Here is a 14,481-nt window from a genome sequence, read left to right as displayed (position 1 = left end):
TCCGCGGGCCACCCATGGGCGACCCGGTGTCGTAGCCACCCCGTACGATCGAGGAATGAGCACGCGGATCGCCTTCCTCAAGGGTCACGGCACCGAGAACGACTTCGTGATCGTCCCGGACCCCGAGAACGCCATCGACCTGACCCCGGCCGCCGTCGTCGCGCTGTGCGATCGCCGCGCGGGCATCGGAGGCGACGGAGTGCTGCACGTGGTGCGCTCCGCCGCGCACCCGGAGGCCGAGAAGATGGCCGCCGAGGCGGAGTGGTTCATGGACTACCGCAACGGCGACGGCTCGATCGCGGAGATGTGCGGCAACGGCGTACGCGTGTTCGCGCGCTACCTGCAGCACGCCGGGCACGTGGCCGAGGGCGACATCGCCGTCGCCACGCGCGGGGGCGTGAAGACCGTGCACATCGCCAAGGACGGCGACATCACCGTCGGCATGGGCAAGGCGCGGCTGCCCGAAGGGGACGTCACGGTGAGCGTCGACGAGCGCAGCTGGCCCGCGCGGAACGTGAACATGGGCAACCCCCACGCGGTGGCCTTCGTCGACGACCTCGCGGACGCGGGCAACCTCCTCTCCCCGCCCCCGTTCAGCCCCGCTGCCGCGTACCCGGACGGGGTGAACGTGGAGTTCGTGGTCGACCGGGGCCCCCGGCACGTCGCGATGCGCGTGCACGAGCGCGGCTCCGGCGAGACCCGCTCGTGCGGCACGGGCGCGTGCGCCGTCGCCGTGGCCACCGCCCGCCGGGACGGCGCCGACCCGGCCGTCACCGGTACGCCGGTCAGCTACACGGTCGACGTCCTCGGCGGCACCCTGGTGATCACCGAGCGGCCCGACGGCGAGATCGAGATGACCGGCCCCGCGGTGATCGTCGCCGAGGGCGAGATCGACGGGGACTGGCTGGCGGACGCGCTGCGCTGAACGGCGGACGGTCCGCGCTGACGGCCGGTGCCGTGCACTGACGGCTGGTGCCCTGCGCTGACCGGCTGACGCCGTGCGCCGATCGGCCGACGCCTCGGCGGGACCGCGGGGTCCCCTCGGGAGCGCGTCGCCGCCGGGCGGCTCCCGTCGGCCGACGCGTTCCACGGGGCCACACGAGGGGCCACACCGCTCCTTCGGGCCACACTGCTCCTTCGGGCCACACCTCCCCTTCGGGGGCGCGCCGACGTGCGAAGACGGTCGCACTCCTCTTCGGGCGGCGCGCAACCGCAAACATCCGCGCCATCCCTCGAATGGGTGATCCGTTTCACGCTCGGCGAGAGGCGGTCAGCCGCGCGTGATGGGCTCGGTAGCATCAAGCACCGGCCCGGACGGGGGAGACGTCGCCATCCCCTGAGCCGAGTCCGCCCTGGGGCACCCCGTCCGCCGGTCCACGCAGCCGGAGGTGCCCATGAGTGCGGAGGCCACGAACCCTGCGAGTCCAGGCGCTGTGACGGACCCCGTGGTCGGCGCCATGGCGCCCACGGCGCCCGCGGCCCCACGCAGGAGGAGCCGACCCGGGATCGACCTGCGCCGCCTCGGCCGCGCCGCGCTCCTCGGCTCCGCCGCCCGCGGCCGGCTGCCCGACGCCATCAGCCATGTCGTCGACGCCCACCGGGCCCACCACCCCGACGCCGACCTCGAACCCCTGCGCCGCGCCTATGTGCTGGCCGAGTCCTCGCACCGGGGCCAGATGCGCAAGAGCGGCGAGCCGTACATCACCCACCCCCTCGCGGTGACCCTGATCCTTGCCGAACTCGGCGCCGAGACCACCACGTTGACCGCTTCCCTGCTCCACGACACCGTCGAGGACACGGATGTGACGCTCGACCAGGTCGGCGAGCAGTTCGGCGAGGAGGTGCGCTATCTCGTCGACGGGGTCACCAAGTTGGAGAAGGTCGACTACGGCGCCGCCGCCGAGCCCGAGACCTTCCGCAAGATGCTCGTCGCCACCGGCAACGACGTCCGGGTGATGTCGATCAAGCTCGCCGACCGGCTGCACAACATGCGCACCCTCGGCGTGATGCGCCCCGAGAAACAGGCCCGGATCGCCAAGGTCACGCGGGACGTCCTCATCCCCCTCGCCGAACGGCTCGGCGTCCAGGCCCTCAAGACCGAGCTGGAGGACCTCGTCTTCGCGATCCTCCACCCCGAGGAGTACGAGCGCACCCGGGAGTTGATCGCGGAGAACGCCACGCGGGCCGACGACCCGCTCGCCGAGATCGCCGACGACATGCGGGCCGTCCTGCGCGAGGCCGACATCCAGGCCGAAGTCCTCGTCCGCCCCCGGCACTTCGTCTCCGTGCACCGAGTCTCCCGCAAGCGCGGCCGGCTGCGCGGCGCCGACTTCGGGCGGATCCTGGTGCTGGTGAACGAGGACGCCGACTGCTACGGCGTCCTGGGCGAACTGCACACCTGTATGACCCCGGTGGTCTCGGAGTTCAAGGACTTCATCGCCGTACCGAAGTTCAACCTGTACCAGTCCCTGCACACCGCCGTCGCCCGCCCCGACGGACAGGTCGCCGAGGTCCTCATCCGCACCCACCAGATGCACAAGGTCGCCGAGGCCGGCGTGGTCGCGCTCGGCAACCCGTACGCGGCGCCCTCGGAGGAGCAGTCGGCGGCCGAGGGCGAGCGTGTCGACCCGACGCGGCCGGGCTGGCTCTCCCGCCTCCTCGACTGGCAGCGGGCCGCGCCCGACCCCGACACCTTCTGGTCGACCCTGCGCGAGGACCTGGCGCAGGACCGCGAGATCACCGTCTTCCGACCGGACGGCGGCACCCTCGGCCTGCCCGAAGGCGCTTCCTGTGTGGACGCCGCCTACGCCCAGTACGGGGAGGACGCGCACGCCTGCATCGGCGCCCGCGTCAACGGCCGGCTCGCGACACTGAGCACCGTGCTGCGCGACGGCGACACCGTCCAGCTGCTCATGGGGCAGGACCCGGCGTCCGAGCCCTCCAGGGAGTGGCTGGAGCACGCCCATACGCCGACCGCGCGGATCGCCATCCAGCGATGGCTGGCGGCGCACCCGGCCCAGGAGGGCCACGCCCACGCAGCGGCGTCCGAGAGCCGCGAGACGGTGGCCCGCACCACCGCGAGCCCGCCCGTCGCCGCCCGGCCCGTCTCCGCCCGTGCCGTCGCCGAGCGGCCCGGCGCGGCCGTACGGCTCGCCGGCTGCTGCACTCCCGTACCGCCCGACGAGGTCACCGGCTTCGTGGTGCGCGGGGGAGCGGTGACCGTGCACCGGGTGCAGTGCGCGGCCGTCGCGCGGATGAAGGCCGCGGGCCGCGCGGAGGCCGCGGTGCGCTGGAGCGAGGAGGCCGGGAGCGGGACGACGGGGTGCCGCGTGACGCTGATCGCCGAATCGTTCGGCCGCCCGCATCTCCTCGCGGACCTCACGGAGGCGATCGCCCTGGAGGGCGCCGAGATCGTGGCGGCCACCGTGGAGCCGCCCAGCCAGCAGCGGGTACGCCACACGTACACGCTGCAGCTGCCGGACGCGGCCCGTCTGCCCGCCCTCATGCGGGCGATGCGCAACGTCCCCGGCGTGTACGACGTGAGCCGGGCGCAGCACCCCGCTTCGGCCCACTGACCGCCGTCAGGGCCCCGTTCGGGTGTGCCCGGCGCGCGTCGCCGCCGGGCGCCGGGTACGCGCTGGTAGCCGTGGGGCATGCCGCTCACCCCTCGCACCCCCGCGCCCCGACGGCTGAAGGCGGCGCTGCTCGCCTCCGCCGTCACCGTCTGCCTCGTCGCCGCGAGCGCCCCGCCGGTCCCGCTGGGCGTCGGCGACCGCCTCTTCCCGTACCTGGGCAACCCCGGGTACGACGTGGCGTCGTACGACCTCTCCTTCTCGTATCCCGGCGCCAACGACAAGCCGCTGCAGGCGGTCACGACGATCGACGCCTGGACCACCGACGAGCTCGAACGCGTCAACCTGGACTTCGCGCGCGGCAAGGTCCAGTCGGTCGAGATCGACGGCGAGCCGACGACGTACGCCGCGGCCGGCGAGGACCTGGTGATCACCCCCGAGGAGCCGCTGTCCGCGGGCCGTTGGATGCGGATCACCGTCCGGCACACCAGTGACCCGGTGCCCGGGAAGGGCCGGACCGGCGGCTGGGTGCAGACCGGGGACGGACTCGCGATGGCCAACCAGGCCGACGCCGCGCACCTGGCGTTCCCCTGCAACGACCACCCCTCGGACAAGGCGATGTTCACCTTCAGGGTGACCGCGCCCAAGGGGTACACGGCCGTCGCCAACGGTCTCCCCGCCGACGTCGAGCACGCCGGCTCCGCCACCACCTGGACGTACCGGACCCACCACCCCATGGCCACGGAGCTCGCCCAGGTCTCCGTCGGCCGCTCCACGGTGCTGCACCGCACCGGCCCGCACGGGCTGCCGGTACGCGATGTCGTGCCCACCGAGCACCGCGAGCAGCTCGAACCGTGGCTGGCGAAGACGCCCGACCAGATCGCCTGGATGGAGGGCAAGGTCGGCCGGTACCCCTTCGAGACGTACGGCGTCCTCATGGCCGACGCCTCCACCGGCTTCGAACTCGAGACCCAGACCCTCTCTCTCTTCGAGAGAGACCTGTTCACCGATACCGCCTTCCCCGCGTGGTACGTCGATTCGATCATGGTGCATGAGCTGGCGCACCAGTGGTTCGGCGACAGCGTCACCCCGCGCAGCTGGTCCGACCTGTGGCTCAACGAAGGGCACGCGACCTGGTACGAGGCGCTGTACGCGGAGGAGAAGGCGGACCGGTCCCTCACGGACCGCATGAAGGCGGCGTACGGCGCCTCCGACCGCTGGCGCGCCGAGGGCGGACCGCCCGCCGCCCCCAAGGCGCCCCGGTCCGGCAGCCGCCTCGGCATCTTCCGCCCCAACGTCTACGACGGCGCCGCCCTGGTCCTGTACGCCCTGCGCCAGGAGATCGGCCGCTCCGCCTTCGAACGGCTGGAGCGGGCGTGGGTGAACCGTCACAAGGACGCCGTCGCCGGCACGGCCGACTTCGTACGGCTCGCCTCGGAGATCTCCGGACGCGACCTCGCCGGATTCCTCGAAGGCTGGCTCTACGGTGAGAAGACCCCGCCGATGCCCGGCCACCCGGACTGGAAGCCGGAGGCACCCGCGAAGAAGGCCGGGTAATAACACGGTGACGAGACGGGGCGTCCCGTGCGACCATCTTCAGGCAGGCACAGCACGGTGCACCGGGAATCTCCCGGGGTACTCGTACGTTGTGACCAGTGACGGATTCCCCAACGACGTAAGGACCCAATGACCTCCTCTTCATCCCCTTCCCAGGACACCCAGCGCAAGCGTCTCGCGCACGACTACCCCGAGGGCCTTCGGGCCGATGCCCTGATGGAAGAGGACGTCGCCTGGAGCCACGAGATCGACGGAGAGCGGGACGGCGACCAGTTCGACCGCTCGGAGCGCGCGGCTCTGCGCCGTGTCGCGGGTCTCTCCACCGAGCTCGAGGACGTCACCGAGGTCGAGTACCGCCAGCTCCGCCTGGAGCGGGTCGTGCTCGTCGGCGTCTGGACCTCGGGGACCGTGCAGGACGCGGAGAACTCCCTCGCGGAGCTGGCCGCACTCGCCGAGACGGCGGGCGCGCTGGTGCTCGACGGCGTGATCCAGCGCCGTGACAAGCCCGACGCGGCCACCTACATCGGCTCCGGCAAGGCCGAGGAGCTGCGCGAGATCGTGCTGGAGACCGGCGCCGACACCGTCATCTGCGACGGTGAGCTGAGCCCGGGCCAGCTGATCCACCTCGAGGACGTCGTCAAGGTCAAGGTCATCGACCGTACGGCCCTGATCCTGGACATCTTCGCCCAGCACGCCAAGTCCCGAGAGGGCAAGGCGCAGGTCGCGCTCGCGCAGATGCAGTACATGCTGCCGCGGCTGCGAGGCTGGGGTCAGTCGCTGTCCCGGCAGATGGGCGGCGGCAAGGGCGGCGGCCTCGCCACCCGTGGTCCCGGTGAGACCAAGATCGAGACGGACCGGCGCCGGATCCGCGAGAAGATGGCGAAGATGCGCCGGGAGATCGCGGAGATGAAGACCGGACGCGACATCAAGCGCCAGGAGCGCCGTCGCCACAAGGTGCCCTCCGTCGCGATCGCGGGCTACACCAACGCCGGCAAGTCCTCGCTGCTCAACCGCCTCACCGGCGCGGGCGTCCTGGTCGAGAACGCGCTGTTCGCGACCCTGGACCCGACCGTGCGCCGGGCCGAGACGCCGAGCGGGCGGCTGTACACCCTGGCCGACACCGTCGGCTTCGTCCGGCACCTGCCGCACCACCTGGTCGAGGCGTTCCGCTCCACGATGGAGGAGGTCGGCGACTCCGACCTGATCCTGCACGTGGTGGACGGTTCGCATCCGGTCCCGGAGGAGCAGCTGGCCGCCGTGCGCGAGGTGATCAGGGAGGTCGGCGCCACCGACGTCCCCGAGATCGTCGTGATCAACAAGGCCGACGCGGCCGACCCGCTGGTGCTGCAGCGGCTGATGCGGAACGAGAAGCGCTCCATCGCGGTCTCGGCCCGTACCGGCCAGGGCATCACCGAGCTGCTGGCGCTGATCGACAACGAGCTGCCGCGCCCGGCGGTCGAAGTCGAGGCGCTGGTGCCGTACACCCTCGGCAAGCTGGTCGCCCGCGCCCATGACGAGGGCGAGGTGATCTCCGAGGAGCACACCGCGGAGGGCACCCTGCTCAAGGTCCGGGTGCACGAGGAGCTCGCGGCCGAACTGACGCCGTACGCTCCGGCCTCGGCGGTCTGACGCCCGACGCACGACCTCTGAAGCACGGACGACCTCCGGCGCACGGACGACCGAGAACAGCCCGAAGGCCCGCCCCCGCACACGCGGGGAGCGGGCCTTCGGCATGTCCGGTGCCGGACGGCGTCACCGGCCGCCGTACGTCTCACTCATGTTCTCGTACAGCGCCTGGGCGTCCTGGCCGAGCTGCGGGCCCGCCAGCCAGGTGTTGTCGGCCGGGCCGATCGAGGTGTTCGAGACCAGCTTGGTCTCGCCGTCCACCACCCGGAACCAGCCACCGCCGGACGAACCGCCGGTCATGGTGCAGCCGATGCGGTACATCGTCGGCAGCGACGGGCTCAGCGAGAGCCGGCCCGGCTGGTCGACGCACTTGAACATCTTCAGACCGTTGTACGGAGGCGCCGCCGGGTAGCCCCAGGCGCCCATGTTCCCGGCGTCCGCCGCGGCCGGCGCGGAGAAGTCCACGTCCAGCGCCGCGCCGACGGTCTCCTCCAGCGACTTGGCGCCCTGCTCCGGCTTCACGTGCAGCACGGCGTAGTCGTACGCCGCACCCGCGCCGCCGGTCTCCGAACCGCCCTCGATCCAGCCGTTCGACGTCGACGCCCAGTCCGCCCACCAGTTGCCGTAGGGGGCGATCTCGACGGCGCCGGCGTTGCTCAGCTGGGCCTCGGACTTGCCGAGGTCGTTGTAGGCCGGGACGAACGCGATGTTCCGGTACCAGCCGCCGTTCTGGCCCGCGTGCACGCAGTGGCCCGCGGTCCAGACGAGGTTGGACTTGCCCGGGTGGTTCGCGTCCTTGATCACCGTGCCCGAGCAGACCGCCGAGCCCTCGGGGGTGTCGAAGAAGATCTTGCCGACCGGGGCGGCGTTGTCGTGGTACGGCGTCTTCTCGGGCGTGGCCGTGACCGGCGCGGGCTCCGGGTCGCTCACGCCCTGGGCGGCGGCCATGTCCTTCGTCGTGACCGTCTTGTCGGCCTCCTTCGCGGACTGCATCCGCTCCGGCTCCCACAGCCCCTCGATGACGGGGTTGACGAAGTCCTTGGCCTCACTGAGCCACTGGTCCTTGTCCCAGTTCTTCCAGCCGCCGTTCTTCCAGTCGTCGACGTCGATGCCGTGCTCCTTGAGCCGGTCGGCGATGTCGGACGGGATCTTGACCTTGCCGTCGTCGGCGCCGTCCGCGGCCTGCGAGGCGCTGGCGCCCGGCTGGTCGGCCGCCTCCTCCTCGCCGGAGCCGTTGCACGCGGTCGCGGTGAGCGCCAGGGCGGCGACGAGGCCGGTGGCGGCGACAACGGTGCGCCGACGCCGCTGTGGTGTGGCGGACGTGCGTATGGAACGCATGGTGCGATGACCCCCGTGTGAACGTGTGAATGTCATGTGCTTGGCATGCTGCTGATGCTTGTCACGCTGATGCCTGTCCCGCAGACGGAAGGCGAGCCGGCGAAGGACTCGCCTCGCGCATGCGACACCCCACTATGCCCGTGGGGTTGAGGGCGAACGGCGGTGGGACGGTGAAGGTTTCCGCACGGCACCCACCGCCGCGCCCCCGGCTGTCACCGGCCGGCGAACTTGCCGCTCACCTCGTCGAACACGGCCTTGGCCTCCTTGCCCAGGCGCGGACCCGCCAGCCAGCCCGCGGTGATCGGGCCGATCGAGGTGTTGGACACCAGGGCCGGCTTGCCGTCCGAACCCGTCGCGACCCAGCCGCCGCCGGACGAACCGCCGGTCATGGTGCAGCCGATGCGGTACATCGTCGGATCGGCATCCGTGATCGACAGCCGGCCCGGCTTGTCCTCGCACCGGAACAGCTTCTGGCCGTCGTACGGCGGCGCCGCCGGGTAACCGATCGCCGTCATGCTGTCCATCTTCGGCACGGCGGGAGCGTTGAAGTCCACCGGCAGCGCCGAACCGACCATCTCCTCCAGCGACTTGCCGCCGCTGCCCTCCTCCGGCGTGACATGGATGACGGCGAAGTCGTACGGAGCGCCGTCACCGCCGGTCGCGCCGCCCTGCTCGATCCACTGGTCCGAGGTCTGCACCCAGTCACCCCACCAGACCCCGTACGGAGCGACCTCTTCCTTGGTGGCGCTCTCCAGCTCCGCGGCCGACTTGCCCGCGTCGTTGTACGACGGCACGAAGGCGATGTTGCGGTACCAGCCGCCGGCCTTGCCCGCGTGCACACAGTGCCCCGCCGTCCACACCATGTTGGACTTGCCGGGGTTCGCCGGGTCCTTCACGACCGTCGCCGAGCAGACCATCGTGCCCTCGGGGGCGTCGAAGAACACCTTGCCCGCCTCGGGAGCGTTGGCGTGGTACGAGGCCGGCACGGCCTCCGCCTGCACCGGAGCCGGCTCCGGGTCGGTCACGCCCTGGTCACCGGACAGGTCGCTGTCGTCGACCTCCTGGTCCGGCTCCTCCGCCTCCCGCATCCGGTCCGGGTCCCACAGGTCCTCGATGATCGGGTTGACGAAGTCCTCGGCCTCGCGCAGCCAGTCGTCCTTGTTCCAGTTCTTCCAGGCGCCGTCCCGCCACTGGTCGATGTCGATCCCGTGCTCCTTGAGCCGGTCCTTGATGTCGTCCGGGATCTTGATCTTGTCGTCCGCGGCCGCCGCGGAGGCCGTCGCCTCGCCGCCCGCCTCGGCGTCGCCCGACTCGCAGGCGGTGGCGGTGAGCGCGAGCGCCGAGGCCAGCGCCACGGCGGTCAGCACGGGGGAGGTTCTGCGGCGGAGCCCGCTCCTCTCCCGGCGAGCGGTGAACGACAGCCGTGTGGATCGCATGGTGTTACTCCCCCTGGGGTGAACGGACTTGGTGCAGCGGCCGCGACGCTCCACCCGAGGTCATGCCGAACTCGGGCTGTTCTCACGGCCTTCCGGGAATGGCACCCCACACTATGCGCTCGCTGTGGGGGACTTCCGACGGAACGGCAACGGTTACGTCACGGCAAGGATCTTGAAGCAACCCGTAACCCGTTGCCCGGTACGCGGTTGTAAGCGGTGGGGTCTGCCCGGTCGGGCGGTTCGGGCACAGGTGGGGCCGGACGGCCGAGGACACGGTGCGGCTCGGGTCGGGGTGGATGTGGGTCGGTGTCGAGGAAGCGGCGCTGCGGGCGAGGGCCGGGCAGGTCCCGAGCGGCCGCCAGCTCCTTGGTGCACAGCGGAAGGACGAGGAGCCGTGGCCGTTACCGAGGAGATCCCGCGCCGCCCGCCGGCGCGCGAGCCAGCCGCGCGCACCTATCCGCACGCCCTGCCTGTCGTACCGGTACGGGCACGCGGACTGACCATCGAGGACGCGGACGGCCGCCGCTACCTGGACTGCCTCTCCGGCGCGGGCACGCTCGCCCTCGGCCACAACCACCCGGTCGTCCTGGAGGCCATCCGCAAGGTCCTCGACTCGGGCGCCCCACTGAGCGTGCCCGATCTGGCCACGCCCGTCGAGGACGCCTTCGTCACGGAACTGCTGCGCACCCTGCCGTCCGGGTTCGCCGACCGGGCCCGCGTGAGGTTCTGCGGACCGTCCCGCACGGACGCGGTGGCCGCCGCCGGCGCGCTGGTGCGAGCCGCGACCGGCCGAACCGCGATCCTCACGTTCGGCGAGACCGACGCCGACACCGGCGCCGCGGTCTCACCAGGCGCCGGCGCCCGCGCCGGGACTCCGGGAGCCTCCGCCACCACGGACGCCACCGGCCGTTCGCTGCCCTGCCCGCACGACTACCGCTGCCCCTTCGGCGTCGGCGGCCCCCACGGCGCGGAACTCGCGGCCCGCTGGACCGAGGCGGTGCTGGAAGGCGCGGTCTGCGCGGGTGGTCCCGTGCGCGGGGCTCCGGATGCGCGCGCCTTTCCGGCCGCTCCCGACATCCCCGCCGGAATACTCCTGGAGCCCGTCCAGGGCGAGGCCGGGGTGAATACCGCGCCGGACGGCTGGATGCGCCGGATGCGGCAGATCACGGCGTCCCGCTCCGTCCCGCTGATCGTCGACGAATCGCAGACCGGGATGGGCCGAACCGGCACCTTCTGGGCAGTCGAGCACAGCGGGGTGACACCTGACGTGATGATCCTCTCCAGGGCCATCGGCGGCAGCCTTCCCCTGTCCGCCGTCGTCCACCGCGCCGACCTGCTGGACACCGAGGCGCCCACCGCCCACACCGGCCCGTTCCGCGGCAACCAACTGGCCATGGCCGCCGGCGCGGCGACTCTCGCCCATGTCCGGCACCACCGACTCGCCGAACGAGCGGCCACCCTGGGCACCCGCCTGCTCGCCCAACTGCGCGCCCTCGGCCAGGAGTTCCGCTGCGTCGGTGACGTTCGGGGGCGAGGGCTGATGATCGGCCTCGAACTCGTCGACCCGGAGGCGGAGTCCGGCCCGGCCCACACGGCGGACAGCCACGCTCCCGGAGAGGGAAACCGCACCGCCGGTGTCCCGCTGCCGCACGGCCCCGCCCATGACGTCACCCGGACGGGAACCGGCCCGTTCGACGCCGGCGCTCCACGCCCACCCGCGCCCCGTCTCGCCTCCGCCGTCCAGCGGGAGTGCCTTCGACGGGGACTGATCGTCGGGCTCGGCGGGCGCGATACGAGCGTCGTCCGGCTGCTCCCGCCGCTGACGATCAGCGACGAGCAGGCGGCCGCGGTACTGGACCGTCTGGCCGACGCGCTGGCGGCAGCGGCCCGCGACCACACCGGCCATCCTCAGCGACGCCGCCCCGACCAGCCCGCCCGTCCGACCCAGCATCGCCAGCAGCCCGGGGACCCCACCGGGCGAACGCGGTAACGAGGCAGCCCGTGCAGATGCGCTCTCACCCCGCCACCACGTGGGGCACGCACCCCGCCACGTCGGGCACACACCCCACCTTGTCGGGCTCTCGCCCCACCACGTCGGGCATGCCCGCCTTTCCTCCTGCCTGCCGACCGAACCCCCAGCCGTTCCAGGGCCCAACGCGATGCTTCGGCCCACGCCGATTACCTACCCCCGCTGCGTGCCTCACCTGGCGAGGTCTTCCCCGCGCCCATCCCCGTCGCCGTACCGCTCGGCTTCTCCCCGAAGAGCCGGCACACCCTCCGAGGAACCGTCTTGAACACCACGCCCACAGCCGCCATCCCTCTGCGCCCATCAGAGCCGGGCCTCCCCGGCCGGCAAGCCGGGCCAAGGGACGCCGAGCGGCACCGGCCGGGCGCCGCCACCCCCGACCTCCTCCACCACCCGGACCCCCGCATCGCGGCCGAGGCCGCCGCCGTGGAGAACCTGCTGCGCTGCTGGGTACGCGAGGCCGGCATCCTCGTTCCCCCGCACGGCACGCTCCGCATCCCCCTCCCCGCCAGCGGCACCGCGCTCCTCGCCCCCGTCCGCTACCGCTCCGAAACCGGCTGGCACCGCTTCGGCATCCCCCAACTGGCCGACGCCCCCCGACACCCCCAGCCCGCCCAACCCACCTCGCCCGTTCAACCGGCCCCACCTGTCGACGCCGTCACCGTCGCCGCCCTGTTGGCCAGAGAGGCGGCCAGGGGGTGCCGTTCGACCGACCTGTCCGCGCTCGCCCCCGGCCACGGCACCGACCTCGTGGCCCGCGTCGCCGATTCCGTCCGCCGGGCGGCCACCTTCATCCGCGAACGCCGGAGCAGCCCCGCACACGGTGCCGACCTCTTTCTCACCGCCGAACAGGCACTCCTGCTCGGCCACCCCCTGCACCCGACACCGAAGAGCCGCGAGGGAATCACCGAAGCCGAAGCGCGGTACTACTCACCCGAGCTGCGAGGCTCCTTCGCGCTGCACTGGCTGGCCGTCGCCCCCTCCTTGCTCGCCACCGACTCGGCCTGGACGGAACGCGGCCGGGTCATCCCCGCCCACCGCCTCGCCGCACACCTCGCCGGGACGGACCTCCCCCTGCCCGAGGGGCACGCAGCTCTGCCGCTGCATCCGTGGCAGTTCCGCGAGACGCGGCACTCGCGGCAGGTCGCGGCCCTGCTGGACGCGGGGCTGCTCAAAGATCTCGGCGTACGAGGCGCCTCGTGGCACCCCACCTCCTCCGTGCGAACCGTGTACCGGTCCGAGGCGCCCGCCATGCTCAAGCTGTCGGTGGGCCTGCGCATCACCAACTCCCGTCGAGAGAACCTCCGTAAGGAACTGCACCGCGGCGTCGAGGTGCACCGCCTGCTGCGCACCGGTCTGTCCCAGCAGTGGCGCTCCGCGCACCCCGGCTTCGACATCGTCCGCGACCCGGCCTGGCTCGCCGTCGACGCACCCGACGGCGACCCCGTCCCCGGGCTGGACGTGGTGATCCGGCACAACCCGTTCACCCCGACCGACGACGTGTCCTGCATCGCCGCACTCGTCGCACCCCAGCCCCAGGCCCGGACACCGTCCCGGCTGGCCGACCTCGTCACACGCCTTGCCGTGCGGACCGGACGGCCACGCGCGGCGGTCGCCGCCGAGTGGTTCCTGCGCTACCTCGAACACGTCGTCCGTCCCGTGCTGTGGCTGGACGGTGAGGCGGGCATCGCCCTGGAGGCCCACCAGCAGAACACCCTGCTCCTGCTGGACGCTCAGGGCTGGCCCTCGGGGGGCCGCTACCGCGACAACCAGGGCTACTACTTCCGCGAGTCCCACCGAGCGCGACTCGAAGCCCGGCTGCCCGGCATCGGCGAGCGCAGCGACACATTCGTCTCCGACGAGGTCACGGACGAGCGGTTCGCCTACTACCTGGCGATCAACAACGTGCTCGGCCTCGTCGGCGCCTTCGGATCCCAGCGCCTCGCGGACGAGCGACTGCTGCTCGCCGCCTTCCGCCGCTTCCTGGACGGCGCGGCCGCCGGCCCCGACCGACTCCGCAGCTCCCTGCCCGCCCGACTGCTCGACTCGTCCGTCCTGCGCTGCAAGGCCAACCTGCTCACCCGGCTCCACGGGCTGGACGAACTCGTCGGCCCGGTGGACACCCAGTCCGTCTACGTCACCATCGCCAACCCCCTGCACTCCTGACCGCCGGAGAGGAGCCCCGTCCGTGCCAGCCACCGACACGGAAACCCTGCTCGACCGGGTCGGCGAGTGGGGTCCCGCCGCCACCCCCGCGGGCACCTTCCTGCTCGTCCCCGTGCGGGTCGAGCGGGATCTCCGGCTCGTCAGCCGCTGGATGAACGACCCCGCCGTGGCCGCCTTCTGGAAGCTGTCAGGGCCGCCGGAGGTGACCGAGAGGCACCTCCGTGCCCAGCTCGACGGCGACGGACGCAGCGTGCCGTGTCTCGGTGTGCTGGACGGCACGCCGATCGGTTACTGGGAGATCTACCGGGCGGACCTCGACCCGCTCGCCCGCCACTATCCCGCCCGGCCTCATGACACCGGAATCCACCTGCTCGTAGGTGATGCCGCCCACCGTGGCCGAGGTCTCGGCAGCATGCTGCTCGGAGCCGTGGCCGACCTGATCCTCGAGAAACGGTCCGCTTGCCGACGCGTGATCGCTGAGCCCGACCTTCGCAACACCGCCTCCCTGTCCGCCTTCCTCCGCGCCGGCTTCCGCCTCACCACCGAGGTCGAGCTGCCCGACAAGCGGGCCGCCCTCATGGTCCGGGAGAGGACCGGCTGCCGTACGCCTCCGTAGCGCTGTGACGACGTCGTCATCGCCACCGAGCCCCACACCCGACGCCAGCCGACCCGTCCCCTCCCCAGGAACCCGACAGTCTTGATCCAGCCCCCCGCCTCCGCCGTGATCCCCCGTTTGTCAGTGCCGCGCCGTAGGGTGGTC

The 14,481-nt window shown here is 72.3% G+C and carries 8 protein-coding genes and 1 pseudogene; 7 read left to right on the top strand and 2 right to left on the bottom strand.

The window, feature by feature from the left end; genetic code table 11:
- Positions 1-55: 55 nt before the first annotated feature.
- The 4 genes from dapF to hflX all read left to right on the top strand — a co-directional run bounded on the left by dapF (position 56) and on the right by hflX (position 6,758).
- The gene (gene dapF / locus AMK31_RS07005) at positions 56-925 is read left to right on the top strand and encodes a diaminopimelate epimerase (protein ID WP_073939491.1); all 870 of its coding nucleotides are present in this window, start codon (positions 56-58) and stop codon (positions 923-925) included.
- Positions 926-1,394: 469 nt separating this feature from the next.
- Positions 1,395-3,575, top strand: coding sequence for a RelA/SpoT family protein (locus tag AMK31_RS07000; protein WP_073939490.1), 2,181 nt, complete (start codon positions 1,395-1,397; stop codon positions 3,573-3,575).
- A 78-nt stretch (positions 3,576-3,653) separates the two neighbouring features.
- Positions 3,654-5,129 (top strand): M1 family metallopeptidase, encoded by a 1,476-nt coding sequence (locus AMK31_RS06995; protein ID WP_073939489.1) that lies wholly within the window; start codon positions 3,654-3,656, stop codon positions 5,127-5,129.
- A 129-nt stretch (positions 5,130-5,258) separates the two neighbouring features.
- Positions 5,259-6,758 carry a GTPase HflX gene (gene hflX / locus AMK31_RS06990; protein ID WP_073939488.1) on the top strand — a complete coding sequence of 500 codons (1,500 nt, stop codon included), beginning with the start codon at positions 5,259-5,261 and terminating at the stop codon, positions 6,756-6,758.
- A gap of 123 nt (positions 6,759-6,881) precedes the next feature.
- On the opposite strand, the gene AMK31_RS06985 is transcribed toward hflX, so the two are convergent.
- On the bottom strand, positions 6,882-8,093 hold the full coding sequence (locus tag AMK31_RS06985) for a trypsin-like serine peptidase (RefSeq protein WP_073939487.1): 1,212 nt from the start codon (positions 8,091-8,093) through the stop codon (positions 6,882-6,884).
- A gap of 212 nt (positions 8,094-8,305) precedes the next feature.
- Positions 8,306-9,529 (bottom strand): trypsin-like serine peptidase, encoded by a 1,224-nt coding sequence (locus AMK31_RS06980; protein ID WP_073939486.1) that lies wholly within the window; start codon positions 9,527-9,529, stop codon positions 8,306-8,308.
- Between the two features lie 394 nt (positions 9,530-9,923).
- Between AMK31_RS06980 and AMK31_RS06975 the strand changes: the two genes are divergently transcribed.
- From AMK31_RS06975 to AMK31_RS41350, 3 genes and pseudogenes are all read left to right on the top strand, one after another.
- Positions 9,924-11,519, top strand: a complete 1,596-nt coding sequence (locus AMK31_RS06975) for an aminotransferase class III-fold pyridoxal phosphate-dependent enzyme (RefSeq protein ID WP_073939485.1) — start codon at positions 9,924-9,926, stop codon at positions 11,517-11,519.
- Positions 11,520-11,819: 300 nt separating this feature from the next.
- Complete coding sequence (locus tag AMK31_RS41355) at positions 11,820-13,721, top strand: IucA/IucC family protein (protein WP_079186728.1); 1,902 nt, start codon at positions 11,820-11,822, stop codon at positions 13,719-13,721.
- Between the two features lie 43 nt (positions 13,722-13,764).
- A pseudogene (locus AMK31_RS41350) lies at positions 13,765-14,337 on the top strand (GNAT family N-acetyltransferase); the annotation flags it as partial.
- Positions 14,338-14,481 lie beyond the last annotated feature (144 nt).

This window comes from Streptomyces sp. TSRI0107 (genome assembly GCF_001905845.1).
Classification (GTDB): domain Bacteria; phylum Actinomycetota; class Actinomycetes; order Streptomycetales; family Streptomycetaceae; genus Streptomyces.
This window is presented reverse-complemented; position numbering and strand designations above follow the sequence as displayed.

What these genes read in the sequence shown, in the direction of transcription:
- dapF (WP_073939491.1), top strand. Translation starts at nt 56, where the DNA reads ATGAGCACGCGGATCGCCTTCCTCAAGGGTCACGGCACCGAGAACGAC.
- AMK31_RS07000 (WP_073939490.1), top strand. Translation starts at nt 1,395, where the DNA reads ATGAGTGCGGAGGCCACGAACCCTGCGAGTCCAGGCGCTGTGACGGAC.
- AMK31_RS06995 (WP_073939489.1), top strand. Translation starts at nt 3,654, where the DNA reads ATGCCGCTCACCCCTCGCACCCCCGCGCCCCGACGGCTGAAGGCGGCG.
- hflX (WP_073939488.1), top strand. Translation starts at nt 5,259, where the DNA reads ATGACCTCCTCTTCATCCCCTTCCCAGGACACCCAGCGCAAGCGTCTC.
- AMK31_RS06985 (WP_073939487.1), bottom strand. Translation starts at nt 8,093, where the DNA reads ATGCGTTCCATACGCACGTCCGCCACACCACAGCGGCGTCGGCGCACC.
- AMK31_RS06980 (WP_073939486.1), bottom strand. Translation starts at nt 9,529, where the DNA reads ATGCGATCCACACGGCTGTCGTTCACCGCTCGCCGGGAGAGGAGCGGG.